The organism is Alkalibacter mobilis, assembly GCF_015594845.1.
Lineage (GTDB): Bacteria > Bacillota > Clostridia > Eubacteriales > Alkalibacteraceae > Alkalibacter > Alkalibacter mobilis.
The window spans coordinates 88,049-114,753 of the sequence record NZ_JADNRK010000004.1 but is presented as its reverse complement, the minus strand read 5'-3'; the positions used below and the strand labels follow the sequence as shown (position 1 = coordinate 114,753).

General features: G+C 41.5%; 25 protein-coding genes. 23 read left to right on the top strand and 2 right to left on the bottom strand.

Annotation, left to right across the window (positions count from 1 at the left end; translation table 11 throughout):
* The first annotated feature begins 60 nt into the window (after positions 1-60).
* The 6 genes from rffA to IWB18_RS03670 are packed head-to-tail and all read left to right on the top strand — an operon-like array spanning position 61 to position 5,586.
* Positions 61-1,209 carry a dTDP-4-amino-4,6-dideoxygalactose transaminase gene (gene rffA, locus IWB18_RS03695; protein ID WP_195682252.1) on the top strand — a complete coding sequence of 383 codons (1,149 nt, stop codon included), beginning with the start codon at positions 61-63 and terminating at the stop codon, positions 1,207-1,209.
* A complete protein-coding gene (locus tag IWB18_RS03690) occupies positions 1,202-1,909 on the top strand; it encodes a glycosyltransferase family 2 protein (RefSeq protein WP_195682251.1) in 708 nt (235 codons plus the stop codon). Before rffA ends, IWB18_RS03690 begins: the two co-directional genes overlap by 8 nt.
* Positions 1,863-3,140 (top strand): ATP-grasp domain-containing protein, encoded by a 1,278-nt coding sequence (locus IWB18_RS03685; protein WP_225877748.1) that lies wholly within the window; start codon positions 1,863-1,865, stop codon positions 3,138-3,140. Before IWB18_RS03690 ends, IWB18_RS03685 begins: the two co-directional genes overlap by 47 nt.
* 7 nt (positions 3,141-3,147) lie before the next feature.
* Positions 3,148-4,110 carry an ABC transporter substrate-binding protein gene (locus IWB18_RS03680; protein ID WP_195682250.1) on the top strand — a complete coding sequence of 321 codons (963 nt, stop codon included), beginning with the start codon at positions 3,148-3,150 and terminating at the stop codon, positions 4,108-4,110.
* A complete protein-coding gene (locus IWB18_RS03675) occupies positions 4,100-4,879 on the top strand; it encodes an ABC transporter permease (RefSeq protein ID WP_195682249.1) in 780 nt (259 codons plus the stop codon). The genes IWB18_RS03680 and IWB18_RS03675 overlap by 11 nt, the downstream gene beginning before the upstream one ends.
* A complete protein-coding gene (locus tag IWB18_RS03670; protein WP_225877747.1) occupies positions 4,876-5,586 on the top strand; it encodes an ABC transporter ATP-binding protein in 711 nt (236 codons plus the stop codon). The genes IWB18_RS03675 and IWB18_RS03670 overlap by 4 nt, the downstream gene beginning before the upstream one ends.
* On the opposite strand, the gene IWB18_RS03665 is transcribed toward IWB18_RS03670, so the two are convergent.
* Positions 5,573-7,114, bottom strand: a complete 1,542-nt coding sequence (locus tag IWB18_RS03665; RefSeq protein WP_195682247.1) for an ArnT family glycosyltransferase — start codon at positions 7,112-7,114, stop codon at positions 5,573-5,575. The two genes, IWB18_RS03670 and IWB18_RS03665, sit on opposite strands and share 14 nt — an antisense overlap.
* Positions 7,115-7,343: 229 nt before the next feature.
* On the opposite strand from IWB18_RS03665, the gene IWB18_RS03660 reads away from it, so the two are divergent.
* The 11 genes from IWB18_RS03660 to IWB18_RS03610 all read left to right on the top strand — a co-directional run bounded on the left by IWB18_RS03660 (position 7,344) and on the right by IWB18_RS03610 (position 21,923).
* Positions 7,344-8,312, top strand: coding sequence for a rhodanese-like domain-containing protein (locus IWB18_RS03660; protein WP_195682246.1), 969 nt, complete (start codon positions 7,344-7,346; stop codon positions 8,310-8,312).
* A gap of 248 nt (positions 8,313-8,560) precedes the next feature.
* Positions 8,561-9,817 (top strand): YeeE/YedE family protein, encoded by a 1,257-nt coding sequence (locus IWB18_RS03655; protein WP_225877746.1) that lies wholly within the window; start codon positions 8,561-8,563, stop codon positions 9,815-9,817.
* Positions 9,818-9,881: 64 nt separating this feature from the next.
* Entirely contained in the window at positions 9,882-11,606 is a 1,725-nt protein-coding gene (locus IWB18_RS03650; RefSeq protein ID WP_195682245.1) for an FAD-dependent oxidoreductase, read from the top strand.
* A 126-nt stretch (positions 11,607-11,732) separates the two neighbouring features.
* Complete coding sequence (locus tag IWB18_RS03645) at positions 11,733-12,512, top strand: ABC transporter permease (RefSeq protein WP_195682244.1); 780 nt, start codon at positions 11,733-11,735, stop codon at positions 12,510-12,512.
* Between the two features lie 20 nt (positions 12,513-12,532).
* On the top strand, positions 12,533-13,570 hold the full coding sequence (locus tag IWB18_RS03640; RefSeq protein ID WP_195682243.1) for a taurine ABC transporter substrate-binding protein: 1,038 nt from the start codon (positions 12,533-12,535) through the stop codon (positions 13,568-13,570).
* A 25-nt stretch (positions 13,571-13,595) separates the two neighbouring features.
* Positions 13,596-14,372, top strand: a complete 777-nt coding sequence (locus tag IWB18_RS03635; protein ID WP_195682242.1) for an ABC transporter ATP-binding protein — start codon at positions 13,596-13,598, stop codon at positions 14,370-14,372.
* A gap of 175 nt (positions 14,373-14,547) precedes the next feature.
* Positions 14,548-16,635 carry a glutamine synthetase III family protein gene (locus IWB18_RS03630; RefSeq protein ID WP_195682241.1) on the top strand — a complete coding sequence of 696 codons (2,088 nt, stop codon included), beginning with the start codon at positions 14,548-14,550 and terminating at the stop codon, positions 16,633-16,635.
* Between the two features lie 125 nt (positions 16,636-16,760).
* On the top strand, positions 16,761-17,462 hold the full coding sequence (locus IWB18_RS03625; protein WP_195682240.1) for an ABC transporter ATP-binding protein: 702 nt from the start codon (positions 16,761-16,763) through the stop codon (positions 17,460-17,462).
* The gene (locus IWB18_RS03620) at positions 17,456-20,932 is read left to right on the top strand and encodes an FtsX-like permease family protein (protein ID WP_195682239.1); all 3,477 of its coding nucleotides are present in this window, start codon (positions 17,456-17,458) and stop codon (positions 20,930-20,932) included. Before IWB18_RS03625 ends, IWB18_RS03620 begins: the two co-directional genes overlap by 7 nt.
* Positions 20,933-20,942: 10 nt before the next feature.
* On the top strand, positions 20,943-21,515 hold the full coding sequence (locus IWB18_RS03615) for a TetR/AcrR family transcriptional regulator (RefSeq protein WP_195682238.1): 573 nt from the start codon (positions 20,943-20,945) through the stop codon (positions 21,513-21,515).
* 69 nt (positions 21,516-21,584) lie between these two features.
* Positions 21,585-21,923 (top strand): glutaredoxin domain-containing protein, encoded by a 339-nt coding sequence (locus tag IWB18_RS03610; RefSeq protein WP_195682237.1) that lies wholly within the window; start codon positions 21,585-21,587, stop codon positions 21,921-21,923.
* 23 nt (positions 21,924-21,946) lie between these two features.
* On the opposite strand, the gene IWB18_RS03605 is transcribed toward IWB18_RS03610, so the two are convergent.
* Complete coding sequence (locus tag IWB18_RS03605; protein ID WP_195682236.1) at positions 21,947-22,408, bottom strand: GyrI-like domain-containing protein; 462 nt, start codon at positions 22,406-22,408, stop codon at positions 21,947-21,949.
* A 97-nt stretch (positions 22,409-22,505) separates the two neighbouring features.
* Here IWB18_RS03605 and IWB18_RS03600 point away from each other — a divergent pair, with 97 nt between their 5' ends.
* The 6 genes from IWB18_RS03600 to IWB18_RS03575 all read left to right on the top strand — a co-directional run bounded on the left by IWB18_RS03600 (position 22,506) and on the right by IWB18_RS03575 (position 26,620).
* On the top strand, positions 22,506-23,180 hold the full coding sequence (locus tag IWB18_RS03600) for a DUF2238 domain-containing protein (protein ID WP_195682235.1): 675 nt from the start codon (positions 22,506-22,508) through the stop codon (positions 23,178-23,180).
* Complete coding sequence (locus tag IWB18_RS03595) at positions 23,167-24,201, top strand: agmatine deiminase family protein (protein WP_195682234.1); 1,035 nt, start codon at positions 23,167-23,169, stop codon at positions 24,199-24,201. Before IWB18_RS03600 ends, IWB18_RS03595 begins: the two co-directional genes overlap by 14 nt.
* Complete coding sequence (gene aguB, locus IWB18_RS03590; protein ID WP_195682233.1) at positions 24,198-25,073, top strand: N-carbamoylputrescine amidase; 876 nt, start codon at positions 24,198-24,200, stop codon at positions 25,071-25,073. The genes IWB18_RS03595 and aguB overlap by 4 nt, the downstream gene beginning before the upstream one ends.
* 21 nt (positions 25,074-25,094) lie before the next feature.
* Positions 25,095-25,376: a DUF503 domain-containing protein gene (locus tag IWB18_RS03585; RefSeq protein WP_332310657.1), complete on the top strand. Its 282-nt coding sequence runs from the start codon at positions 25,095-25,097 to the stop codon at positions 25,374-25,376.
* A 25-nt stretch (positions 25,377-25,401) separates the two neighbouring features.
* On the top strand, positions 25,402-25,860 hold the full coding sequence (locus tag IWB18_RS03580; RefSeq protein ID WP_207740736.1) for a DUF1801 domain-containing protein: 459 nt from the start codon (positions 25,402-25,404) through the stop codon (positions 25,858-25,860).
* A 124-nt stretch (positions 25,861-25,984) separates the two neighbouring features.
* Positions 25,985-26,620, top strand: a complete 636-nt coding sequence (locus IWB18_RS03575) for a cobalamin B12-binding domain-containing protein (RefSeq protein ID WP_195682231.1) — start codon at positions 25,985-25,987, stop codon at positions 26,618-26,620.
* The last annotated feature ends 85 nt before the right edge of the window (positions 26,621-26,705 follow it).

Genomic DNA, 26,705 nt, shown 5'->3' with positions numbered 1-26,705 from the left:
ATTGTAAGAGATTAGGCAGGAAATTACAAGGAGGAAGCCGAGATCCGGCTTATAATTATTATGAAGATACCATTCAACAAGGTGTACCTCACCGGAGATGAAATTGAATATATATCCCAGTCCCTAAATACCGGCAACATTGCAGGAGACGGAATGTTTGATGAAAAAGTATGCAGGCTTCTTGAAGACAGGCTGGATATCAATGAAGTCATGACAACTACATCAGGCACCCACGCTTTGGAGCTTGCGATCATGGCCTTGGAGATCGGGCCTGGAGATCAGGTCGTAATGCCATCCTTCACTTTTCCATCGTCAGCCAATGCAGTGATGTTAAGAGGCGGTATCCCGGTTTTTGCAGAAATCGAAAAGGAAACTCTGGGTTTGGATCCAGAAGATGTCAAAAGGAAGCTTACCAAAAACACAAAAGCCATAATGCCCGTCCACTACGGCGGCATAGGCTGTAAAATGGATCAAATAATGGAGATTGCAAGAGATAATGAGATCTATGTCGTCGAAGATGCCGCACAGGCGGTAGGGTCGAAGTATAAGGATAAATTTCTTGGCACATGGGGCGACATTGGGTGTTACAGTTTTCACGGGACAAAGAACTTTGTTTCCGGTGAAGGTGGGGCCATGGCGATAAATAATGGCCATGAGTTGACTGTAAAGGCTGAGATTTTGAGACAGAAAGGCACCAACAGGATGCAATTTCTTAAGGGAGAAGTCGATAAATACACCTGGGTCGATGTAGGTTCCAGTTATGCCCCCTCCGATTTATTGATGGCTTTATTGTATTCCCAATTGACTCATATGAAAGAGATAACCCGAAAGAGAAGAATCATATCAGAACGATATATGGAAAAAATGACACCATATCTCCACAGGGGCCATCTGTTTTCAATGAGCTCGGTCCCCGAAAATTTTGAATCAAATTATCACAATTTTTACGTCGTATTCAATGATGAAGAAAAGAGAGAAAGTGTTCGTAAAAGATTGAACCATAGAGGAATCGGTGCAGTCATACATTTTGTCCCGCTCCACGCATCGCCGGTCGGCGCAAAACTTGGGTATGCAAGCCAAGATCTGGATTTTACCGACAAAATTGGGAGAACGCTGCTCAGATTGCCTCTATATACGGATATGACCATGGAGGAACAGGAGTACGTACTGAGAGAATTTAGTCTCGCCATGGAGGGAATCCATGGATAACTTGGAAATCAGCTTGGTAATACCGGTTTACAATAGTGAAAAAACTATTGCAGAGGTCGTGGAAAGGTCCAAGGCCACTCTGGGAGAATTTGAATTTGAGATAATACTGGTAAATGACCATTCATCGGATAAAAGCATTGAAATAATCAAAGAGCTGGAAAAAAAAGATCCCAGGGTGATGGTTGTTGATTTAAGGAAAAATATCGGACAGCAGGGTGCCATCAAAAGAGGCATTGAATTGGCAAAAGGAAATTATGTGATAACTATGGATGACGATTTGGAGCAAAAACCTGAGGAAATGACTTTGCTCATTCAAAAGATTCAGGAAGGGTTTGATGTAGTCTATGGAAGACCCTGTCGAAAAGGGTACCCCTCGTATAGAGAGTTTGGGTCCAAACTTGTAGACGGATTTTTTACTTTATTTATGGGAAAACCTCCCAAAGTCAAAGTCGGCAGTTTCAGGATAATGAACAGAAGGATCGCCGAGACGATAGCCAAGGACAATACTCAGTTTGTCTATATAACGGCGATCATCCTGGGTGCCACAAAAGACATGGCAAATGTCCCCGTATCGTACAAGGAAAGGCCATACGGTAAATCCAACTACAGTTTAAAAAAGCTTGGGATGCTTTTTGTCAAACTTTTTTTCAATTATGGAATCAAAAAAAAGCTCGGTTCAAACAGTAGCAGAAAGAGGTAGGATCTTGAGGTTGCAAATTTTGGGTGGAGGAAATAATCAGCTTAATGGAATAATCCAGGCCAAAAAAAAGGGTCATGAGGTGATTCTTGTGGATTATTTTGACGATCCTCCGGGAAAGAAATACGCTGATCATCATGAGAAGACAAGCACATTTGATATTGAAGGCAATTTGAGAGTGGCTCGTAAATACAAAGTCCAGGGAATAATGACCCTTGGGACAGATCAACCGGTGTACACAGTGGCTCAAGTGGCAAAAGAGCTTGATTTGCCGAGTTTTTTGGATGTTGATACGGCGTATTCCGTCACAAACAAGGAAAAAATGAAGGAGATCCTCGTTAAGAACAATATTCCGACCATACCCTACAGGATAGTAAAAGAAGGATTTTCAAAAGAAGATCTTGAGGGACTTAAATTTCCCGCCGTAATGAAGCCCCTTGACAGCCAGGGACAAAGAGGAGTTTTCAAGGTTGATGGATTTGAAGATCTGGTCTATAACTTTAAAGAATCCTTGAGTTATTCGAGGGAGGACAGGATAATAGTCGAAGAATTTTACGAAAGCGACGAGATAACTGTCAGCGCCTGGGTTCGGAATGGAAAGTTAAGGATATTGTCAGTAACGGACAGACTTACTTTTCAGGAGGGAAAGCATATCGGGATCTGCTATGCTCATCGCTATCCGTCTATTTACCTAAAGGAAAAAGGCCCTGAAATGGCACTGCTTGCAGAAAAGATAGTAGATGCATTCAAGATAAACAACGGACCTTTGTACATTCAATTTCTCACGGGTAACAGAGGAGTGATCGTCAATGAGTTGGCATGCCGGATTGGAGGAGCGTACGAAGATATATTTATACCAAGGGTCACCGGATTCGATATACTGGGAAATGTTATAGACGGGTCTCTGGGGATCAAAAACTGTGACGTTGAAACAAAAGCGGAAAAAGACCTGAACATTTCAGTTCAATTGTTTTTTGCACGCCCTGGAAAGATTTGTGAAATGACACCGGTGGAAATAATGATGGAACTACCCGGAATGGTGACCATGGGATACAACCTGTCTGAGGGGCAAGTGATAGAAAATATCGAAAACGCCACGGCCAGGGCCGGATTCATGGTATTGGAAGGTAAGGATGAAACTCAAGTACGTGAAAGGGTGAAGATGGCCTTCAATAAATTGAAAATACTCGACCCAGATGGGAACGATCTGGTAATAAATATGGAAAGCGAGTGACGATCTTATGAGGAAGAAATTTATTTTGATATTTTTATTGATTTCATTGTTGTTTTCAGGCTGTGGAGCACAAGAGGATGCAAAAGAAAACAAGACGGTAAGGATTGCAGAACAGTTTGGCATAGCATATGCGCCGATTCAGATCATGAAACATCAGAAGTTGATCGAAAACAATCTGTACGGTGCAACTGTGGTTTGGGAGCAAATGGCCAACACTACAGCAATAAGAGAAGCCATGGTAGCTGACAAGCTGGACGTTGGGTTTATGGCCATACCACCTTTCTTGATAGGCTGGGACAAAGGAATGGAATGGAAAATAGCCACAGGATTGTCATATGTTCCAGTAGGTTTGGTAACGAAAAATACTATCGGATCCCTGGCAGACTTTGGGACAGACGACAGGATAGCTTTACCTCAACCAGGCAGCGTACAGCATATTCTCCTTTCCATGGCGTGCAAGGATGAATTGGGCGATGCAGGGATTTTGGACAATAATCTGGTGACTCTTTCTCATCCCGACGGTCTCAATGCTCTTATGGCCGGCAACGAGGTGACCGCACACTTTACAGCTACGCCATATCTCGAAACAGAACTCGAATCTTCTGAGTATGATCTTTTACTTGACGGGAGAGAGGTGTTTGGCCAAGACTTCAGTTTTATCGTTGGTGTAACGACGGATGCTTTTTACCAAGGATCTCCTGAGCTTTACGATGCATTTGTTCTATCAGTGCAGGAAGCGGTGGACTTTATCAATCAAAATCCCCAGGAAGCTGCTGCTATTCTGAGCGAATATTACGACATGACCGAAGAAGAAATTTTAAAGCATATTTCATCAGAAAAGGCCGATTACAACACCACAGCCGTCGGAACAAGAAAATTCTCGGATTTTATGGTTGAAGCAGGTTACCTTTCAAAGGGCTATGAAGATCCGGGGGATATCATTTGGGAAGATGTAAAGTATGAAGAGTAAGATCAAGAAAGAGCATTTGAAGTTTATCTGGATATTTGTATTGCTTGCAGTATGGGAATTGACAGCAAGGTTCGGACCCGTAAATCCCATATCATTTCCGTCGCTTGCAGTGATCGCATCCGCCTTGTGGGAGTCGGTGATAACAGGCGACATAATAAGCCAGATTTGGTTTTCCATGGGATTTATACTGACGGGCCTTCTTACGGCAATAATTTTGTCGCTGGTCCTTGCATCCATATCCACGTTCAGTGAACTTATGGATTCTTTTACAGATACGCTTGTTTCAGTATTCCATCCTTTGCCGGGCATAGCAATGCTACCGCTGATCATACTGTGGTTTGGGACTGGAAGCAAGGCTATATTCATAATCATAATACATTCAGTGATTTGGCCCATGCTGCTTAACTTGAAATCGGGTTTCAAATCCGTTCCTGAGATTTATAGAAAAATCGGACAAAATTATGAGCACTCAATGGCAGGGATACTTTTTAAGATATTCATTCCCGCTTCCTTGCCTTTTGGATTGGCGGGAATAAAAATCGGTTGGGCGAGAGCGTGGAGAGCTGTCATCAGTGCCGAGATGGTCTTTGGAGCTACTGGAGGAAAAGGCGGGATCGGTTGGTATATTTTCAACAAGAGGGTATTTATGGATACGCCCGGATTGTTTGCAGGATTGATCGTAATAATTGGCATCGGAATACTTGTGGAAGACTTGGTGATTGGCAAGATCGAAAATTCCACTGTCAAGAAATGGGGAACATCCCAATGACTTATATGGTTGAAATAGAAAATTTAGTAAAAAGCTATGGCGGACTGGCTGCAGTAGATGACGTGAGCCTTAAAGTAATGAAAGGTGAATTCATATGTATCGTGGGACCCTCAGGCTGTGGAAAAACAACTCTATTGAATTTGATAGGCGGATTCATAACCAGAGATAGTGGTGAAGTCAAAATCAATGGAAAAAGCGTAGAAAAACCTCGAAAAGAAGCTATTATGGTATTTCAGGATTTCGAGCAGCTTTTTTCGTGGAAAACCTTGGAATCCAACGTGATTTTTCCACTGGTAGATCTGAAGATATCAAAAGAGGAAAAGAAAAAGAGGGCATCTACGTACATAAGCATGATGAAACTCGATGGATTTGAAAATTATTATCCCAAAGAACTTTCGGGAGGAATGAAGCAGAGGGGAGCAATAGCCAGGGCCTTAGTCACAAATCCCGAGATCCTTCTCATGGACGAGCCTTTTGGAAGCCTGGATGCCCAGACTAAGCAGGAATTGCAAAATTCCTTTAGGGAAGTGTGGCAAAAGACCGGCACAACCGTGATTTTTGTAACTCATGATGTCAGGGAAGCATTGCTTTTGGCCGATCGAATAGTGGTCATGAACAAGGGGAAAATCAGTCGTATATTTGAAAATCCTGATAAAATGCCCACGGACATCAGAGTCCGTGAGGTCACCGATGCTATTTTACTTTAAATATTCTTATTTTCCAAGGAACGTTATCTGTCAAATTTGCCACATGGGTCCCATACGTAGGATTTACAAATGAATAAATTTCGGTTGCATGATTATCCAAAAAATCTTTAAGCTCCAAATAATAATAATCAGGATTCCCGTATACAAGATCGTATGCGGGTTTTTTTTCGTATATAAAATCCATTTCCTCCGAGTAGATTATAAATTCGATGTTTCTTGAATCGGCATATTCTTCAAATGTCAGGCCGGAAGCCTGCAGATATCGTAAATTCCGGTAATCCAAAAGAGCACCTTCATCAAAGTAGAATCCCAAATTTAGATTGGCAAGAGTCTTCGAATCCGACGGGACTACTTGAGCTATTTCAGCTTCGTATTGGGGATAAGTGCTTTTGTAGTTGGTGAAATTACTCAAAGTGTTGGCAAAAATCAGGCAGATGAGAAGCAGAGGCAGAAGCTTGTTTTTAAAGTTTTTCAACAATCCCGAGTAAATTACATAGACGAAGGGGATCAAAAAAATTACGCTTGTAGGATTGTACCTTCCAATAATGATCATCCCCAAAATTATCCCTAGAGAAGCAAGTGCAAGCGGGAAGACTTTTTTGATGGAATCAGGGCATCTGTTTTTCAGGCCAAGAATCACAAAAGGCATTCCTGAAAGCAGAGCCAGTTGCAGCCTTATGTCAGGAACGAAATACGTCAATCCATCCTGTTTGAAAATATCAGCGAAGAAATTCGCACCTGCCGAGATTTTACTGAACAGGTCTTTGTTGACTCCGAATTTTTCACCATTTTTGAAATAATTGGTCAAAAAATCCGGATCCATGGACTTGCTTGCAATGACGAAAATCAGAGCGAAAAATGAAACTGTGCCCATCAACGCGATCAAGTTTTTCAAAGAGAAGTTTTTCTTGTAAATTAAGTACAGATACACCATGCCCAGGCTTGCGGCAATGATAAAGCTGTTGGGATGGAATCCGATCCCAAGACCCAGTAATATTCCCAGGAGGATATCTTTTTTAATTCCGCATCGATCCCTGTATGTAAAAACCATCCAAAGAGAACCGGTCAAAAGAGCAAGGAGGATCATTTCCTGCCTGGCAAAATGTGAAGCATAAATAAATTGTATGTCAAGTGACAGAAGAATTGCAGTTATCAAAGCCAAGGTCCTGGAGCCGAAAATCTTAAAAACAAGACTGTAAAAAGAAGTCAATGCAGCCACTGCAAAAACAAGTGAAATCATCCTGACTGTGATAAGTTCGTATCCGAAGACATTTATGAATAGTGCCTGAATCATATGGAACAGTACCCTGATGGCGTGGGGATCCCTGGAATAGACATCGAAGAACGGCTCGGTCACAGAAAAATCGTTGTTAAGTAACATGGATCTGGACAAACCTGCCAGCCAAGGCTCGTCGGAGTGCAAGTAAGGAAATATTGTGATGAAAGCTGAACTGACGCAAAAATAAAAAGTCAAGTAGGCGATGAATATATAATTTTTTCTTATTGATGTTTTAATTTTATCTGGCATAAGCGCTCCTGTTGGTAGTTCGGTTTTCTTCAATTGTAAATATAATGATGATATTTATCAATACAAAATAAAATTGACAAAACGTATAGGAATAATATAGTATAAACGTCAACGGTTCATTATCAGTATTGCTTATAGTACATCAGTTTTTCTAAGTACAAAAATTGTGAAATCTTTGTTATAATGTAATCGTTAAAGAAATAACAGAAAACAAGGGGGAAACACCGAAATGAAGAAAAGAAAGTTTTTAGTTCTTCTGTTGGCAGCGCTTATGGTATTCGCATTTGCAGCTTGCGGAACAACAGATGACAATGGCGACAACGGAGACAATGGAGACAACGGCGATAATGGCAACAACGATCCTGTAGTTGAAGAAAATGTTTTGGAAGATGCGGTCAATGCTTACTTCGCAGAAATGCCTGAAGATGTTTATAAGATCGGTCAAGCTGATTTCATTGAAAAAGTGAAAGCTGGCGAAGAAATAGTCGTTTTGGATATCAGACAGCCTGATGTATATGCTGAAGGCCACGTAAAAGGCGCTATCAATGTTCCTTGGGGAACTGCAATCAGCGACAGCCTTGAAATGATTCCTTCAGACAAGACAGTTTATGTATACTGCTATACAGGACAAACTGCCGGTCAAGCGGTAGCGACTCTTAATGTCGCAGGATTTGACGCAAAGTCTGTAAACCTTGGATACAACTTGGGAATATCTAAAGTTGAAGGCGTAGACGAAGTTATCGAAACTGAAGAAAACCTTTTGGGTACTGAAGCTGTAACTGAAATCGATGCTGAGATCAAAGAAGCATTGGTAGACTACTATGCAGGACTTGCAGAAAAAGCTGGTACAACATATGCTAACTACAAAATTTCTGAAGCTGATGCTAAAGCATTGCTTGATGCTAAAGATGAGTCAGTAGTATTCCTGTCAGTCAGAAAAGCTGAAGACTTTGCAGCGGGACACATTGAAACTGCGACAAATATTCCTTTTGGAAAAGGTATGGAGCAAAGCTTCAATACACTTCCTACAGACAAGACTATAATAGTATACTGTTATACAGGACAAACAGCAGGACAAACTGTTGCAGGTCTTAGATTATTAGGATTCGACGCCGTATCATTGAATGGCGGTATGGGAATGGAAGCCAACGCTCCTGCAGGTTGGGCAAACAACGGATTCCCGGTAGTTACAGAATAATATACCAGGACATAAACAAAGGCATGGTTTTCGGGAATAGCCGGGCCATGCCTTTAATTTTGAGTTTATTTACACATGTAGAATCTTCGGAAGAGAACATATAATAAAAAAGCGAGAATTATAAAATATTTGTACGAATATATAACAAAGTTTTATACTGCATTAGAAATAGTTATCGAAAAAACTTATAGTAAGAGTATATAATTTACATATGGGTGTTAGTTATTACACAAACAAGGAGGATTAAGATGTCGACAAAAGAGAAAATCAGCATGAAACAACCCATTATAGCTTTCATCGTATTGGCTATATTGGGAGCTTATGCGGTTTATGCAGGATCCATAGATGTCAACTTGGCAGTGTTCTTGTTGACTGGATTGGCTGCAGGATATATTTTGACCAGATCCAGATACGGGTTTGCAGGATGTACCAAACGATTGTATATATTGGGAGAAGGCAGTTTGAACAAGGCCTTGTTGATAATGTTTGCTTTGATTTTGATCGTAAACACGGGACTTCATTTTGGGGCTGACTTCACTGGAGCAAAAATACCTGGTATCAGCTCGGTGCATTTTTTCCATATTGGAACCATATTGGGTGGATTTATATTTGGTATAGGAATGACAATGGCTGGGGGATGTGCATCGGGAACTTTGGCAGATCTTGGTGAAGGAGCCGGCAGAGCGGCGATCGCATTGATATTTTTTATTTTTGGATCCATTCCAGGTGCAATGGCAAGATACGCAATAGACAAGTCTGCCATCGGAAAAATTGGCGCCAAGATATACTTGCCCGACTACCTGGGTTATCCGGGGACACTGGCGCTGTCACTTATCGCTTTGGTCCTTCTTTACAGAGTGGTTAGAAAGTACGAAGACATGAGAAAGAAAGAGGGAACATATACGCCGACAGTTTATGAGCCCGATGAGTTGCCACTTTCTGAAGACAAGCCTTTCAAGCTTTTCAGCTACGAGACTTATCACAAATTTTTCATGGAAAGATGGAGTTTTGTCACTGGCGGAATTTTGCTTGCTTTTCTGTTTATTTTCATTCTGATCACAACAGGACACAGCTGGGGCGTTACAGGTGGATTTACAAACTGGGGCGTTGCATTCCTTCAAATGCTGGGAGTTGAATTTACATCACCTGCACTGGCAGGATCTGTAGCGACTGCCAACAAAGGAGTATTAAACGACCCGCTGGGTCTGAGAAACTTTGGCATCATAGTTGGAGCTGCAATTGCGATGTTGCTTGCAGGACGATTCAAGTTTGATTTGGATTTCAAATTGAAAGACATAATCATTTATGCCATAGGCGGAACCTTCATGGGTTTTGGTGCCAGACTGGCCGGCGGATGTAACATTGGAGCAATGCTTTCAGGAATAGGAAACTTTTCATTGTCCGGCTGGATATTTACAGCAGCTTTGATGTGCGGCGGAATAACAGGTTTAAAGCTTTTCGAAGGAAGGGTAAATATAATACCGCCCAACAGATACAAGAGATAGAAAACAGTTTTTATGTGAATCATGGCAAATGCCATAAATATATTTAGAAATGGGAGGAAAAGATATGGGTAATAGAGTGCTTATAGTAGGAGGAGTTGCCGGTGGAGCATCGGTAGCTGCCAGAGTTAGAAGGATAGACGAATCAGCAGAGATCGTCATGTTTGAGAGAGGTCCAAATGTCAGCTTTTCAAACTGCTCGCTTCCTTATCACCTAAGCGGCATCGTTGAAAACAGTGAAGATCTTGTATTGATGGATCCTGTAGTATTTAAAAAGCAGTACAACATTGAAGCAAGGGTAATGTCTGAAGTCATGAAAATCAACAGGGAAGATAAAACCGTTGTTGTAAAGGAATTGGAAACAGGAAAGGAATACACAGAGAAATATGACAAACTGTTCCTGTCACCGGGTGCAAATCCGATACTTCCAAGAAGCATTGAAGGAATAGACAGCCCACACGTATTTGTTGTAAGAAATGTCGTGGATATAGACAAACTTAACAAATACGTTAAGAGCAGAACAAAAATGACCAACGTGGAAATGAGCGAAGTCAACAATGTTTCTGTAATCGGTGGAGGCTTCATAGGAGTTGAAACAGCTGAAAACCTTAGAGAAGCAGGATTCAATGTGACTTTGGTAGAGGCCATGGACCAAATAATGGCTCCGTTTGACTACGACATGGCTCAAATTCTTCACAAAGAGATGATAGACAAGGGAATAAATTTGATTTTAGGTGATGGACTTAAAAAAGTAGGGCCTGAAAGCATCGAATTGAATTCCGGCAAAAAAATACAAGCTGAAGCAGTTGTAATGGCTATAGGTGTAAGGCCTGAAGTTTCCCTGGCTGTAGATGCAGGACTTGAACTTGGAGAAACAGGCGGGATTTTGGTAGATCACAACTACTTGACTAACGATAAAGACATTTATGCAGTTGGTGATGCCATTGAAACTTATCACCAAATAACTAAGCAAAAGACAAGATTGCCTTTGGCAGGACCGGCGCAGAGACAAGCAAGAGCGGCAGCTGACCACATGTATGGAAAGCCTCACAGATACACGGGAGTAATTGGATCTTCTTGCATAAAAATCTTTGACATGAATGCAGCTTCAACAGGTTTGACTGACAAGGCGGCTACAAAAGCTGGTATACAGCACGATTTCGTTTACATCATTCCAGGCGACAAAGTAGGCTTGATGCCCGACTGCAATAATATGCACTTCAAGCTTGTCTACGAAGTTCCTACAGGAAAGATCCTTGGAGCTCAAGCTATCGGAAAAGGTAATGTAGATAAGAGAATAGACGTTATTGCAACCATGATCACAATGGGCGGAACATTGGAAGATTTGAAAGAATTGGAGCTTTGCTACGCACCTCCATTTGGAACGGCAAAAGACGTTGTAAACTTTGCTGCTCTTGTAGGACTTAATCTGTTGCATGGAGATTTCGAGCAAGTGAAGGTTACAGAAGTAAGAGATCTTGTTGAGAGCAACGCTTTCATAGTAGACGTTAGAGAGAAGAGGGAATTTGAAGCCGGACACCTTGTAAATTCAGTAAACATCCCACTTAGCGAACTTAGAGACAGAATCAACGAAATACCAAAGGATGTTCCTGTATACATGCACTGCAGATCTGCTCAGAGAAGCTACAATGCTGTAATGGCGATGAACAACAGTGGATACAGAAACGTGAAGAACATTTCTGGATCATTCCTGGGAATATGTAGTTACGAGTATTTTAACGATCAAGTTACAGGCAGAGACAAAATAGTTACGGCATATAACTTTAAATAAGAAGCAATCGGTAAAAAAACATACAGTAACCTTGTCTGACAAACGGCAAGGTTATTGTTTTAGGTAAAAAATGGTTAAATATGACTGAAATGTGGTAATATAAAGTGAAGGAGGAGGTGGTGTCTTATGAAGAAAAGAGGATTTACAACCGAAAAGATCATCACCGCAGTGACGTGGCTCTTGATTTTATTGGGCTGGTACCTGATAACAAATCTAAAAATGGTATCATCCACATTGGTGCCTTCACCTCAAAAGGTAGTAACGACGTTTTTAGCCATACTTCAAAACGGGTACAACAAGATCAGCATATGGAGTCATCTGTGGGCAAGTTTTGAAAGATTGTTCCTGGCTTTGGGGCTTGCAGTAGCCACCGGCATACCACTTGGTCTGTTGAGCGGGTATTTCAGCAAGGTCAAGGCTGTCATTGATTCTATAGTGGAATTCTACAGACCATTGCCCCCTTTGGCTTATTATACGCTATTGGTATTATGGCTGGGTATCGACAATACTTCAAAAGTTACACTTCTTTATCTTGCAGGATTTGCGCCTATTTACATCGCCTGCGTATCTGCAGTAAACAATATAAAACAGGATTACATCCTGAGCGCCAAGTCGCTGGGTGCAAACCAAAAGCAGATTTTTTTCAAGATAGTATTGCCGGCATGTCTGCCGGAAATCTTTATCGGATTGAGGACTGCGGTAGGTATCTCGTATACGACCCTGGTTGCTGCAGAGATGGTGGCGGCAACTTCGGGGATAGGATGGATGGTGCTTGATGCGTCAAATTTTTTAAAAAGTGATGTGATTTTCGTAGGGATCTTGTTGATGGGGGCAAGCGGTATCCTTATCGATGCAATATTGAGATTCATCGAAAAAAGAGTAGTGTTCTGGAAAGGTTTTGTATAATTTTGAAACGGAGGATAGACATGAAAAGCAAATCGAAAATATTATTGATTGGAATAGGATTGGTTTTTCTTTTGACCTTGTTTGCAGGTTGCGGCTCTTCGGATGAAGGAGATCTGCCAAAAGAGATCAATTTTGGTGTACTGAGAGTCCCAAATGACGAGACCATAGCCATTGCAGAGGGGATTTTTGATAAATATTTTACCGACAAGGGGATCGAGTGCAATTACATAACCTTTGATTCAGGTGTGGAAGCCAACAAGGCTCTTGCCTCCGGCAGCATAGATTTTGCTACCATGGGAAATACCAACGGCATAATTGCCGCAGCGATGGATTTGGACGTAGAGATGGTATGGATCCATGAGATATTGGGAGAAATAGAAGGTCTGGCGGTAAAAAATGGATCTGGGATCGAAAAGATAGAAGACCTGGCCGGTGAAAAAATTGCTACTCCTTTTGCATCAACTGCTCACTATAGTCTGCTGAATGCATTGAAAAATGCGGGAATTGAAGATCAGGTGCAACTGCTCGACATGCAGACCGCCGAGATCGTTGCCGCATGGGAAAGAGGAGACGTTGTTGCAGCTTATACATGGCAGCCGTCATTGGCAGAGTTGCTTAAAAATGGGAAAATGATAGTTTCAAGCCAGGACATGGCCGATCAAGGGTATATAACGGCAAATGTGGAGCTGGTCAGAAAAGGATTTTCTCAAAAATATCCTGAATTGGTCGCAGAGTTTATATTGGCGCTTTCAGAAGCGGGAGACATCTATAGAAACGACAATCAGAAAGGCGCGCAGATCGTAGCGGAAGATCTGGAGATCACTGTGGATGATGCGCTGATGCAGATGTCCGGATCCCTCTGGAAAACACCCCAGGAATTGCTTGGGGACGAGTATTTCGGAACTACGGGAAATCCAGGAAATTTTGCAGTGATAATGAAAGATACAGCTGATTTTCTACAAGATCAAGAGTCTATAGATCAAGCACCGACCCAGGAGTTTTTTAACGAATACGTCAATCCCAAGTACATTGAGATGGCAGTCGACATGATGGACTGAAAAAACAAAGATTTGAGGTAATTGCATGGAAGATGTTCTTATAGATATCGAAAACCTAAATTTTGAATACGGAACAAAGGCAAACAAGATCGCAGCCCTGGAAAACATCAACATCAAGATCGAAAAAGGCGAGTTTGTGTGCCTTTTAGGTCCTTCAGGATGCGGTAAGAGTACGTTGCTAAAAATCATTGCAGGGTATCTTCAACCGACAACAGGTACCTGCAAGATGAAAGGCGAAAGCATTCAGGGACCAGATTGGAACAGAGGCGTTGTTTTTCAGTCGCCCACGTTGTATCCTTGGATGAATTTGAAAGACAACGTAGAGTTTGGGCCCAAAATGCGGGGAGTGTCGGAAGATGAGATCCATGAGATAAGTGCACATTACCTTGAAGAAGTTAAATTAACTGGTTTTGAGGACAAATGGATATTTGAACTTTCCGGAGGAATGAAGCAAAGAGCTGAAATAGCCCGGGCATTGGCAAACCATCCCGAGGTAATTCTCATGGACGAGCCCTTCGGCGCTTTAGATGCTCTTACCCGAGTGGACATGCAAGGGTTGATACGCGAAATATGGCAAAAAAATGATACAACCATATTTATGATCACTCACGACATCGATGAGGCATTGTCTCTGGGAACTAAGGTGCTGGTTATGAGCGACAGGCCCGGAAAAATCTTGAAGGAGTTCAAGGTCGACTTTACCCACAAGATATTCAGAGACGATTCCAGGCATAGAAAGTATGACCAGCAGTATTTCGATATAAAGGATGAAATAATCGATTTGATCCACAGTCAGGATTGAATAAAAAATATTTTCTAGTTGAAATAACCAAGTAGATGTGGTATAATCCGAGAATAAAGTAATTGATTCAATAAAACAAAATAACCAAGAACGACGGCGTTCTCAAAATTTTAATTTTGAGTGCGCTTTTTTTGTTGAAATCAAGAAAAATTCTGTTGGGAGGCAGGGATAAGATATGAATAACACGTCAAAAATTTTTGGAGTAAATGTGTTCAGTGAAGTGGTAATGAAAGAAAGATTGCCAAAGGACTCATTTAAAAAACTGAAAAAGACTTTAGACTTGGGCGAAGAGCTGACCCCGGAGTTGGCAGAAGTAGTGGCAAATGCCATGAAAGACTGGGCTGTGGAAAAGGGTGCGACCCATTATACACACTGGTTCCAACCAATGACCGGAAAGACGGCTGAGAAGCACGATTCATTTATAGAACCTACTGGAGACGGCAGGGTAATAATGGAGTTTTCCGGAAAACAACTTATCCAGGGAGAACCGGATGCCTCGTCATTTCCCAACGGTGGGCTTAGAGCTACATTTGAAGCCAGAGGATATACAGCATGGGATGCCACATCACCGGCTTTCGTAAAAGACGGCACTCTATATATTCCGACAGCTTTCTGTTCTTATTCAGGAGAGGCGTTGGACAAAAAGACTCCATTGCTCAGATCCATGGAAGCAGTTTCCAAGCAGGCAGTAAGGATTTTAAGACTGTTTGGAGATGATCAGACACAAAAGGTCACTTCTACCGTAGGCCCCGAGCAGGAATATTTTATTATAGATAAAACGCTTTATCAGGAAAGAAAAGATCTTATCTACACCGGAAGGACATTGTTTGGAGCATTGCCTCCAAAAGGACAGGAACTGGATGACCATTACTTTGGATCCATAAAAGAAAGAATATCCGCATTTATGAAGGAACTTGATGAGGAGCTTTGGAAACTCGGTATATCATCCAAGACAAAACACAACGAAGTGGCGCCTGCACAGCATGAAATGGCTCCAATCTTTACCACGACAAATATAGCAACTGATCACAATCAACTGGTAATGGATACTCTGATAAAAGTGGCAAACAGACACGAATTGGCTTGTTTGCTTCATGAAAAGCCCTTTGCCGGAGTGAATGGATCTGGAAAGCACAATAACTGGTCTCTTGGAACAGACAAGGCAAACTTGCTGGAACCCGGCATCACTCCTCATCAAAATGCGCGGTTCCTCACATTTTTGGTAGCTACTATCGCTGCTGTAGGCAGATATGCTCCATTGTTGAGATTGTCCGCCGCATCTCCCGGAAACGACCACAGGCTTGGAGCAAATGAAGCTCCACCTGCAATTATATCCATATTCCTGGGTGAGCAGTTGACTGATATAATCAACCAGATTAAAGACGGGGCCCTTACATCCTGTACGGGACAAACCAAGATGGATCTTGGAGTGAAAACCCTGCCTAAATTTGCCAAGGACGTTACCGACAGAAACAGGACATCGCCCTTTGCATTTACCGGCAATAAATTTGAGTTTAGAATGGTTGGTTCGACTATGTCCATCTCTGGACCAAACATAGTATTGAACACTATAGTAGCCGAGCTTCTTTCTGAGATTGCTGACGAACTGGAAAAAGCTGACGACTTTAACTCAACACTTAGTGAAATAATAGAAAAACTGGTCAAGGAAAACTTCAATGTAATATTTGACGGAGACGGATACGATCCGAGTTGGATAGACGAAGCTGAAAAAAGAGGTCTGCCAAACATCAAGACCTCGGTGGAAGCGATCGAAGTATTCAGCAGACCAGAGTATGTGGAAGTTTTTGAAAAGCATGGAGTTTTCACCAAGCTGGAAGTACTGGCCAGACAGGAAATCATGTTTGAAGAATACGAGAAGACCATCAATATCGAAGCTTTGACAATGTTGCAGATAGCCAAGCGTGAGATATTGCCTGCAGTAGTCAGATATTCCGGAGCTTTGGCAAAAGACATGTCGGCCATAGCATCAGTATTGCCCGAAGCCGATTTGACAACTCAAAAGGACCATCTGTTGAAGGTTACAGAGTTATATGCAAAGTCTGTAAAAGCTGTGGAAAATCTCGAAAAAGTCCTGGCTGAAGTCAAATCCATCGAAGCGGTTGCCGAGCAGGCAAAAGCCTTTAAATTCAAAGTATGCGATGCAATGCAAACTTTAAGAGTACCCTGTGATGAACTTGAAACATTGGTCGACGAGGAATTTTGGCCTTTCCCGTCTTATGGGGACCTTCTATTCAGAGTCTAATAAAACTTTTGAGCATCTCCCGATTTGGGGGATGCTTTTTTGATCTTTTCTTGTTGACTTGTCTATTGACTATCGGTCAGTCAGTGATAGAATGAAAGTATAAAACAATGCAGGGTGGGTTTAAAATGTCATTTATCAAACTAACTGATGTAGTTAAAAAATATACCATGGGAGAAGTAGTCATAACAGCAGTGGACGGTGTAAGCTTCGAAATCGAAAAAGGAGAGTTTGCTGTTGTTGTGGGCGCATCGGGTGCGGGAAAGACCACGGTACTTAATTTGCTGGGTGGAATGGATAAATTCGAAGACGGAAGCATAACCGTGGATGGAGCCGATCTGTCCATGTACAATGAAAAAATGCTCACGGAATACAGAAGATACGACATCGGATTCGTTTTTCAATTCTATAACCTGATACAAAATTTGACGGCAAAGGAAAATGTCGAACTTGCCACACAGATCTCCAAAGATCCATTGAACGTGGATTATGTATTGAAAATGGTGGGACTCGAGGACAGAAGAGACAATTTCCCATCGCAAATGTCCGGCGGGGAGCAACAAAGAGTGGCGATCGCAAGGGCTCTTGCAAAAAATCCCAAGATGCTTTTGTGCGATGAGCCTACAGGGGCGCTGGATTATCAAACAGGCAAGTCAATACTTAAACTACTGCAGGAAACCAGCAAAAGTCAGGGAATGACTGTCGTAGTGATCACTCATAATGCTGCTTTGACTCAAATGGCTGACAAGGTGATCAAGATGAAAAACGGGAAAGTCGTTGATGTCAAAGAGAATTTTGATCCAATGCCGGTGGAAAGGATCGAATGGTAATGAAAAGAAAGGCCTTCTTTAAAAACCTTTTCAAATCCATAATAAATACCAGAGGACGATTTTTTTCATTGATGGCTATAATATTTTTAGGCGTCAGTTTTTTTGCGGGCATAAATGCTACGGAACCCGATATGATCCTGTCTGCGGACAAATATTATAAAGAGCAAAACCTGTCGGATTACAGATTGATATCGCCCTTGGGTTTTAAATATGAAGATAGAAAAAATATAGAAGAAGTAAGTGACGTGGAAAAAGTTCAGTACGGATTTTATAAGGATTTGTTTTTATCGATACCTTCGGGGGAAACGTCAGTTGCAAAAATTCTAAGCTACGATCCAAATGACTACAAAAACGGAAATGGTATCAACATACCTTATCTGATGGAAGGCAGGATGCCAACAGATCATGGAGAAATCGCATTAGAGAGATCCATGTACGGTTTTGGATCCGACAATCTGTCACTGGGGGATGAAGTTGCCTTGACCCTTCCGGAAGGTGAGGTTATTGGTGAATATTTGGAATCCGCCAAATATGAAATAGTAGGGTTTATAAGTACTCCCCTTTACATAACATTTGAAAGAGGTCAGACAAATATAGGGGACGGATCAATAGACTTCATAGGGTACGTTTTGAAGAATGAATTTCAGATGAAAGACTATAATGAGGCATATATCAAAATCAAAAATTCTGAAAATTATATCGCCTACACTCCTGAATATGAGGATCTGGTGGAAAGACCTATTGAAACATTTGAAAAGCTGGGAGTTACTGCAATGGCCAGGGAGACACAGATCTACAGGGATGAGCTCGAGGAAAGCAGGAATCTCTTTCTGGAAGAGAAATCCGAAGCGGAGTCAAAACTGGTAGATGCCGAGAATCAATTGCAGGAAGCTGAAAGAAAGATAATAGACGGCGAAGAAGAACTGAAAAGAACAGAAGAGAGGTACAAACTGGAAATCGAGGCAGGGGAGAGCCAACTTGATGTAGCCGGATTGCAGTTGGAAGCTGCAAAGATAAAATATTTCGACGGATACCTTCAGTGGCTTGAAGGATACAACGAATACCAGGACGGCAGGATGGACCTGATAGAAGCCAAGTATCGGTTGGACGATGGAAAAATAAGGATAGACGATGCCCAATCAGATTTGGACCAGGCCAGAGTACAATTGGAGGCCACCAAGACAACAATAGATGCGTTAAAAGGAATCAGGGATGGATTGCCCGCTGAAGATGAATTGCCGACACAGGAAGAATACGAACAAATGCTGATCGATATTGAAAATACTTCTCCTGAACTGGCCGAAACTTTGAGACCCGCTCTGGAATCCTCCAATCCGGAAAACATTAACACTATTCGAAAATCTCTTGATGAAGGGATTGCCGCAATGGAAGAAGATTACCAAGAAGGCGTAAAGCAGTTGGAAGAAGGTGAAAAGCAGCTTGCAGAAAGCAAGATCCAGTATGAAGAAGGAATGAGGCAATATGAACTGGGAATGGCTGAACTCGAAATTGCCAAGTCAAAAATAGATTCTTCCAAGGCAGAGTTGGTTCAGGGACGGTTGCAGTTGGAACAAGGTGAACAAGACCTGGCACAAGGGAGAAAAGAACTGGAAGAAGCAAGAGAAAAATTAAACACCTCCCTTAATGATGGATATGCTGATTTGGAAGAAGCAAGAAGAAAATTGGAAGAAGGACGAATAGAATTTGAAATTGAAAAAAAATCGGCTCTGGATAAGATTGCGGATGCCGAGATCAAAATAAAGGATGCTGAGAGAAAACTGTTGGAACTTCCAAAAGAATGGTTTGTTTACACTAGAAATGGAAATCCTGGTTACTCCGGCTATGGCAACGATGCAGAGCGGATCGGAGCTGTTGCCAAGGTATTTCCCCTGTTCTTCTTTTTGGTCGCCGCATTGGTATGTCTTACGACCATGACAAGAATGGTCGACGAAGAAAGAGTTCAAATCGGAACATTGAAGGCTTTGGGATACGGCACATTGATAATAACCTCAAAGTATTTGGTTTATTCGATACTGGCCAGTGTTACAGGAGCGGCAATAGGATTCTTACTGGGATTTCAGCTGTTTCCGAGGTTGATTATGACGGTTTACCGGGGGATGTACGACATCCCCTACATGCTTAGTCCCTTTCATGTTGATTATGCATTGATATCCTTAATAATTGCAGTAGCCACAACTACTGTAGCAGCCTTGGGGGCAAGTCTCTCAACGCTCAAATCAACACCTGCAACACTTATGCAACCAAAAGCGCCCAAACCCGGGAAAAGAATTTTCATGGAACGCATCGGATTTTTGTGGAATCGGATGAATTTTATTCAAAAAGTCACGGCCAGAAACATATTCAGATATAAAAGAAGATTTTTGATGACAGTTATTGGAATCGCAGGATGCAGTGCCCTGCTCCTTACTGGTTACGGTATAAGAGATTCTGTAAATGCCATTAGCGATCTTCAGTTTGAAGAAGTATTCCTGTACGACGGAGTAGTGGTGAAAGATGTAGAAAATACGGAAGGTGCATCCTTGCAAGATGTTTTAGGAGACAACCCCGATATCGAGGGTTACTCGGAGATATATTTAGAAACAATTTCAGTATACAGCGAAAAAGGTGGAAGAGAATTTGAGACCAGCCTTTATGTTCCATCCGAAACAAATGAGTTTGCAAGGTTCTTCGATCTGCATGACAGGCGCACAAAAGAAAAGTTTGATTTGAATACTCAAGGGGCAATCATAACAGAGAAACTTGCCGGATTGCTGGGTGTAGAACCAGGAGATACTATACAATATCGGGATACTGACAACGTGACCTACAGTTTTACGATAGCTGCAATAGCTGAAAATTATTTGGGTCACAATCTTTTCATGTCAAAGGAATATTTTGATGCTGTAACGCTTAAGAGTCCAAATTATAACGGAGGGATCTTCAATTTGAAAGATAGTACAGCTTTCAACGAAGAGTCTTTCAAGGAAGAAATCCTTGAACAAGAAGGAGTACTGGCAGTGTCATTGACTGAAAGTTTTAGAAATGAATTTTATGACACTATGAAAAGCCTTGATTACGTAGTTTTGATATTGATCCTGTCAGCAGGTGCGCTTGCTTTTGTCGTGCTTTACAATTTGACAAATATAAACATAACTGAAAGGATCAGAGAGATAGCCACCATAAAAGTATTGGGATTTCGAGCCAGGGAAGTGTCGGCTTATGTTTACAGGGAAAATCTAATATTGTCATTCATCGGAACCATAGCGGGATTGGGATTGGGATTCGTGTTGCATAAATTTGTAATGGACACTATGGAAGTGGACAACATGATGTTTGGTAAAGAAATTGGGGCATTGAGTTTTTTGTATTCCATAGTACTGACAATGGTCTTTGCCGTTTTAGTAAACGTTTTGATGTATTACAAGCTTAAGAACGTAAATATGGTGGAATCACTAAAATCAGTGGAATAGGAGCATCGAAATGAGAGTAGTCAAAGAACCTGAAATCAGAAAAAAAGAGATCCTCAAAGCTGCCATGGAGATGTTTGGTATAAAGGGTGTGCAAAAATCGACAATGAGCGATATCGCCAACAGCGCAGATGTGACCAAAGGTCTGGTTTATTATTACTTCGAGTCAAAGGAAAAGCTCATTGAAGAAGTGATTAACATGTTCGTAATGGATACAGAAAGGCATCTCAAAGAAATAGTCCAATGTGCAGATTTGGATTTTTTAGACAAATTGTCCGAAATATTGAAACTTTATTTCAGTACCATAGGAAATAATCTAAGCCTTATGAACATATCAAAAACCAACCCCGGGTTGTTCGAGCTGATAAAAAACAGGTTGTCGGAATCGGCTTTTGATCACACCAGGGGATTGGTAGATCAGGCTATTGAAAAAAAAGTGATAAACATCAGGTATCCTGAATTTGTTTTGAAGATACTGATCCGCGGGATCGCCGATCTTTATATCGAGGGGGTCAAAGATCCAAGTGTGTTTGCAGTTATCATAGAACAGACTCTTTCTCTGCCGGAAGGATCATTGAAAATATAATTTTTAAAATTTCAGCTGTTTTCAGAGTTTCTTTTTGGCTATATATAAAATCAAGGAGGGATTTCAGGTATGAAAAAAGTTACTATGTATACGACTGATACATGTCCGTACTGCAGATCAGCAAAAGAATTTCTAAAAGCCAATGACATCCACTTCACTGAAAAAAATGCAAGCAGGGATATGGAAGCCCAAAGAGAGATGGCACAAAAAAATTTGCGGGGAGTGCCCTCGTTTGTAATAGGGGATGAAGTGGTAGTCGGACTGAACAAGGACAAGATACTGGCTGCGGTGGATCACAGGCTGGTAACTTGCGGCAATTGTGGTTCAAAAATGAGAGTCCCCGTAAATAAGGGGACTGTAAAGGTGACTTGTCCTAAGTGCGGACATGTTTTCGACTGGAGTCCATAGATCGGATTTGTTTTGATTGCAGATTACTTTATAGAGAATACAGGCAGCAGTATTTCGGTTATCAGGTCATCATCGGAGACTTCCCTATGGGAATTGTAGTAGATTTCATAATTGATGTCACCGGCCCTCATATCATTTTCTTCGATCCAGGTGTACATATTCTGATATACTGGTCTAAGTTTGTTGTAAGGCCCTTTAAATAGAGTCTTTAGGTATGTGCCGCCGGGGATCGTATCTGAAATGACATTTCCCAATCCCGGATAATACTTGTCTGTCGGATAACCAACTTCAAGGTCGAATGTCTTTTTTTCGAAGTTTGAGTAAGCCGTATATAAAGGGCCGACAGGTTTCAGATGATTGTCATTAAAGTGCTCCATCAATTTGTCAGACAACCTGTCAATGGTTTCAATCAAAACGCTTACTTCGCACTTTGTACGGATACAAAAAATCGGCTGTTCTGTTTTTTCGATCAATTCAAAATCCATGATTAGATCCTCCATTTCGTTTATTCTTAATACAATTATACAACTTTAACAAAGAATGTGCACATTTGATGCTGATGATTGAACGGTGGTGCTTTGATTGGAACCTTTAAAAGATGTAAAGAGATTGCACAAAATTTTTTTAGGAATCTTTGGCATTGTTTTGGTATGGTCGGCTATAGACTATAAATCGCTTATAACCTGGTTTTTAGAGGCATTTCCCGCCATTGTATTTGTATTGGTGTTGGTTATCATTTATAATAGAGTTCGGTTCAGCGATTTCGTTTACGCCATGATTTTACTTCACGTCATAGTTTTACTGTGGGGGGCAAAACACACATATGAGGAGAATCCCCTGTTCGATTTTTTAATGAACAGGTATGATTTGGCCAGAAATTACTATGACAGGGTGGGTCATTTCTTTCAAGGACTTGTACCGGCCCTCATGGCGAAGGAGATATTGTTGTCCAGAGGTTATATGAAGCGCAACAAAATGTTCTACTTTACTGTAATAGCAATGATTTTGGGGATAAGTGCCTTTTACGAATTGTTGGAATTTGCGGTTTCAAGGATATCCGGTGTTCCGGGATATATGGTGCTTTCATATCAAGGAGACGAATGGGACACTCAGTGGGATATGACCACGGCCATGATAGGAGCATTGATTTCTTTGGGCTTGTTAAGAAAATTTCATGACAGGCAGATGGAAAAACATTTTATGGAAATCAAAAACATAATACCAAAAGCAAGGAGCAACAATAATGACAGTAAATAAAAGAATGCCGGCAGAATGGGAACGGCACGAGAGAACAATAATACAGTGGCCGGTTAAAAAATCCATGATCCACCCCGATAATTATTTGGAGTTTTGCATCGGGTACAAAGAGATTATAGAAAGCATATTGAAGTTCGAAGATGTTACGCTGGCGGTAAACCAGAGTGATTTGGAAAGCGCCGAGAGACACTTGGGAAACAAAGTGGACTATGCAGTCATCGAGCACAACGATGCCTGGGCAAGAGACAGTGTACCGACTGTCATATATGAAGAAAGCAAAAAACGACAAGGTATAAATTGGAAATTCAATGCCTGGGGTGGAAAATACGCACCTTGGGATCTGGATGATGCATTGGGTTCCAAAATTTTGGAACACCTGAAAATAGATGAAATCAGAAGTTTCTTGGTATTGGAAGGGGGATCCATACACTCTGACGGGATTGGGACTTTGATGACTACGGAAGAATGTCTTTTGAATAAAAACAGAAATCCTGGAAAGACAAAAGAAGAAATAGAAAATGCTTTGTCCGATCAACTTGGAGCAACCAAATTCATATGGCTTGAAAAAGGTTTGTTCGGAGACGAAACGGACGGGCATATAGATAACATAGCCTGTTTTTCAAAACCGGGTGTGGTTTTGATACAAACATGTGATGACCCCAACGACCCAAACTATGATATCAGCAGAAAAAGTCTGGAAGTTTTGGAAAACAGTACGGATGCTTCGGGAAACAAAATCAAGGTCATACAGATACCGCAGCCGCCATACAGGGAGTACAGAGGCAAACGGTTGACGTTGAGTTATATAAATTTTTATCTGGTAAACGGGGGTCTTATCCTTCCGATATTTGGAGAAGATGCTTCAGACTTCGATATAAGGGCACAAAATATTTTACAAGAGGCATTCCCTGACAGAAAAATAGTGACAGTCGACGGAATACCTTTGGTCAGGGAAGGTGGGAATGTTCATTGCATTACCCAGCAGATTCCCTCAAAGATCCTGCAAGGAGGGAAAGAATGAGAAAAGTCAAAGTTGCAGCCACACAGATGAGCTGCGGATCAAATATTGAGGAAAACATATCTAAGGCAGAGAAGCTTATCAGGGATGCAGCTGGAAAAGGTGCAAATATAATACTGATCCAAGAGCTTTTCGAAACTTTGTATTTCTGTCAAAAGGAAAAACCTGAGTTTTATGCATTGGCTTCAAAAGTGGATGACAATAGAGGTATAAAACACTTTTCTAAGCTTGCAAAAGAGCTGAACGTTGTTTTGCCTGTAAGTTTTTATGAAAAGAGAAACAACGCCTTGTTCAATTCCATAGCCATTATAGATGCAGACGGCACAAATTTGGGCATTTACCGCAAAAGCCACATTCCCGACGGACCGGGGTATGAAGAAAAGTATTATTTCAGTCCGGGAGACACAGGATTTAAAGTTTGGGAAACAAAATTCGGAAAGATCGGTGTGGGGATCTGCTGGGATCAATGGTTTCCGGAAGCAGCCAGATCTATGGCATTGATGGGAGCGGAGCTGATATTCTATCCAACGGCCATTGGGTCAGAACCTGAAAATCCTCAAGTAGACTCCAAAGACCATTGGCAAAGGTGCATGACGGGGCACGCTGCCTGCAATTTGGTTCCCGTGATAGCATCAAACAGGATAGGAGAGGAAGCCATAGACGGATCAAAAATAACGTTTTACGGTTCATCTTTTATTGCCGGGCCTACGGGTGAGATCATTTTACAGGCTGACAGGAAAAGTGAAACCGTTATGGTGGCCGAATTCGACTTGGATGCGCTGGAGGAACAGAGGTTGGAATGGGGCCTGTTCAGGGATAGAAGGCCGGATCTATACGGCAGGATCATTTCTTTGGACGGAAGCGAAAATAAGTGATCGGAGGTGTCTTAATTGCACGTGATCGCAGGTAAATGTGATATTATTATTCGAGAGGCCAATTCCCTTAAGGACAAGCGCAGAGTGGTAAAGAGTTTAATGGAGAAACTAAGGTCGAGATTTCAAATTTCCATAATTGAAAGCGGAAATAATGAGTTGTGGCAAAGGTGTGAACTTGGATTTGCCATGTGCTCGATCAACAAGTCCGCTAATCTTGACAAGCTGCAGAAAATCGAAACATTTATAGACTTGGATCCCAGGGTCGATTTAATTGGGATCGAGATGGACGAATTGGTTTTATGAATTTCAACAATCGAAAGGGGTGGCAATGATCAAAATAGAAGCGAAAAGTGTTCAGGAGTACATGGAAAAAATACCTGAAGAACGCAGAGAAGTAATGAGCAAATTGAGAGACTTTTTTAACAGGACTATGCCGAAAGAGATAGTTGAAGTGATGTCTTACGGGATGATAGCTTATTGTGTTGACAAGAAAGTCGATCCCAGGGGATACCACGTAAATCCTCATGAGCCCCTACCGGTTGTAAGCATTGCTTCTCAAAAAAATCACATCGCAATATATCATATGCCACTATACATGTTTCCGGAACTTATGGATTGGTTTCAGACTCAATATAAAGACAGGTATGGTCGCAAACTTGATGCAGGAAAAAGTTGTCTGAGATTTAAGAGACCAGAGTTGATACCCTTTGACATGTTGGAAGAATTGGCAGACATGTGGGATTTGGGAAGCTACATAGCCAGATATGAAGAAAAATCCGTTAATTAAACAAGGAATCTTGAAAAAACTTTAAAAAACATTAAAAATGGTTTAAAATTGAAGGATGAAATTGACTTCTTAAATTTGTTGTGATTAAATTTAAGCAGACTTAAAAAATCGAGGAGTGGAAGTTATGGAAATGAAATTATTGGTGCAGTACGTAGGAGATTTGGAAGAAGACAAAGTACTGAACCTTCTGAAAGATTTTGTGGCAATGAACCCGACACAGGATGAAGCGGATAAGGTCATAAGTGCATGTCAGGAAGGAATGGCCATAGTCGGAGATAGATTCGAGCGTGGAGAGTATTTTGTAGGAGATTTGATTTTTGCCGGAGAGCTCATGACTGAGTCGATGGATATTTTAAAACCTGTCATTGCAGGATCTAAAAATGGCAATCTTGGGAAAATGGTTATTGGAACGGTTGCCGGGGACTTGCACGATATCGGAAAAAATATATACAGGGGAATGGTGGAAGCCCTTGGTTTGGAAGTCTTTGACATTGGGATCGATCAACCTGCCAGTGCTTTTGTTGAAAAAGTCAGGGAAGTGAAACCGGATGTTCTGGGCATGAGCGGGGTATTGACCTTGGCCATCGAAGCCATGAAGCAGACGGTGGACGCACTTAAGGAAGCGGGACTAAGAGATGACCTTAAAATCATCGTCGGAGGAAACCCCATGACCAAAGATGCATGTGAATATATCGGTGCCGACGCATTTACCACAAATGCCACAGAGGGTGTCAGGATAGTGGAGCAATGGTTGAAATAATTTCATTTCATCAAAATATTAAGGGAAAGGCGTAAAAACCTTTCTTTTTTGATTTAAACTTTAAAGATATTTGGGGAAAGTGTAT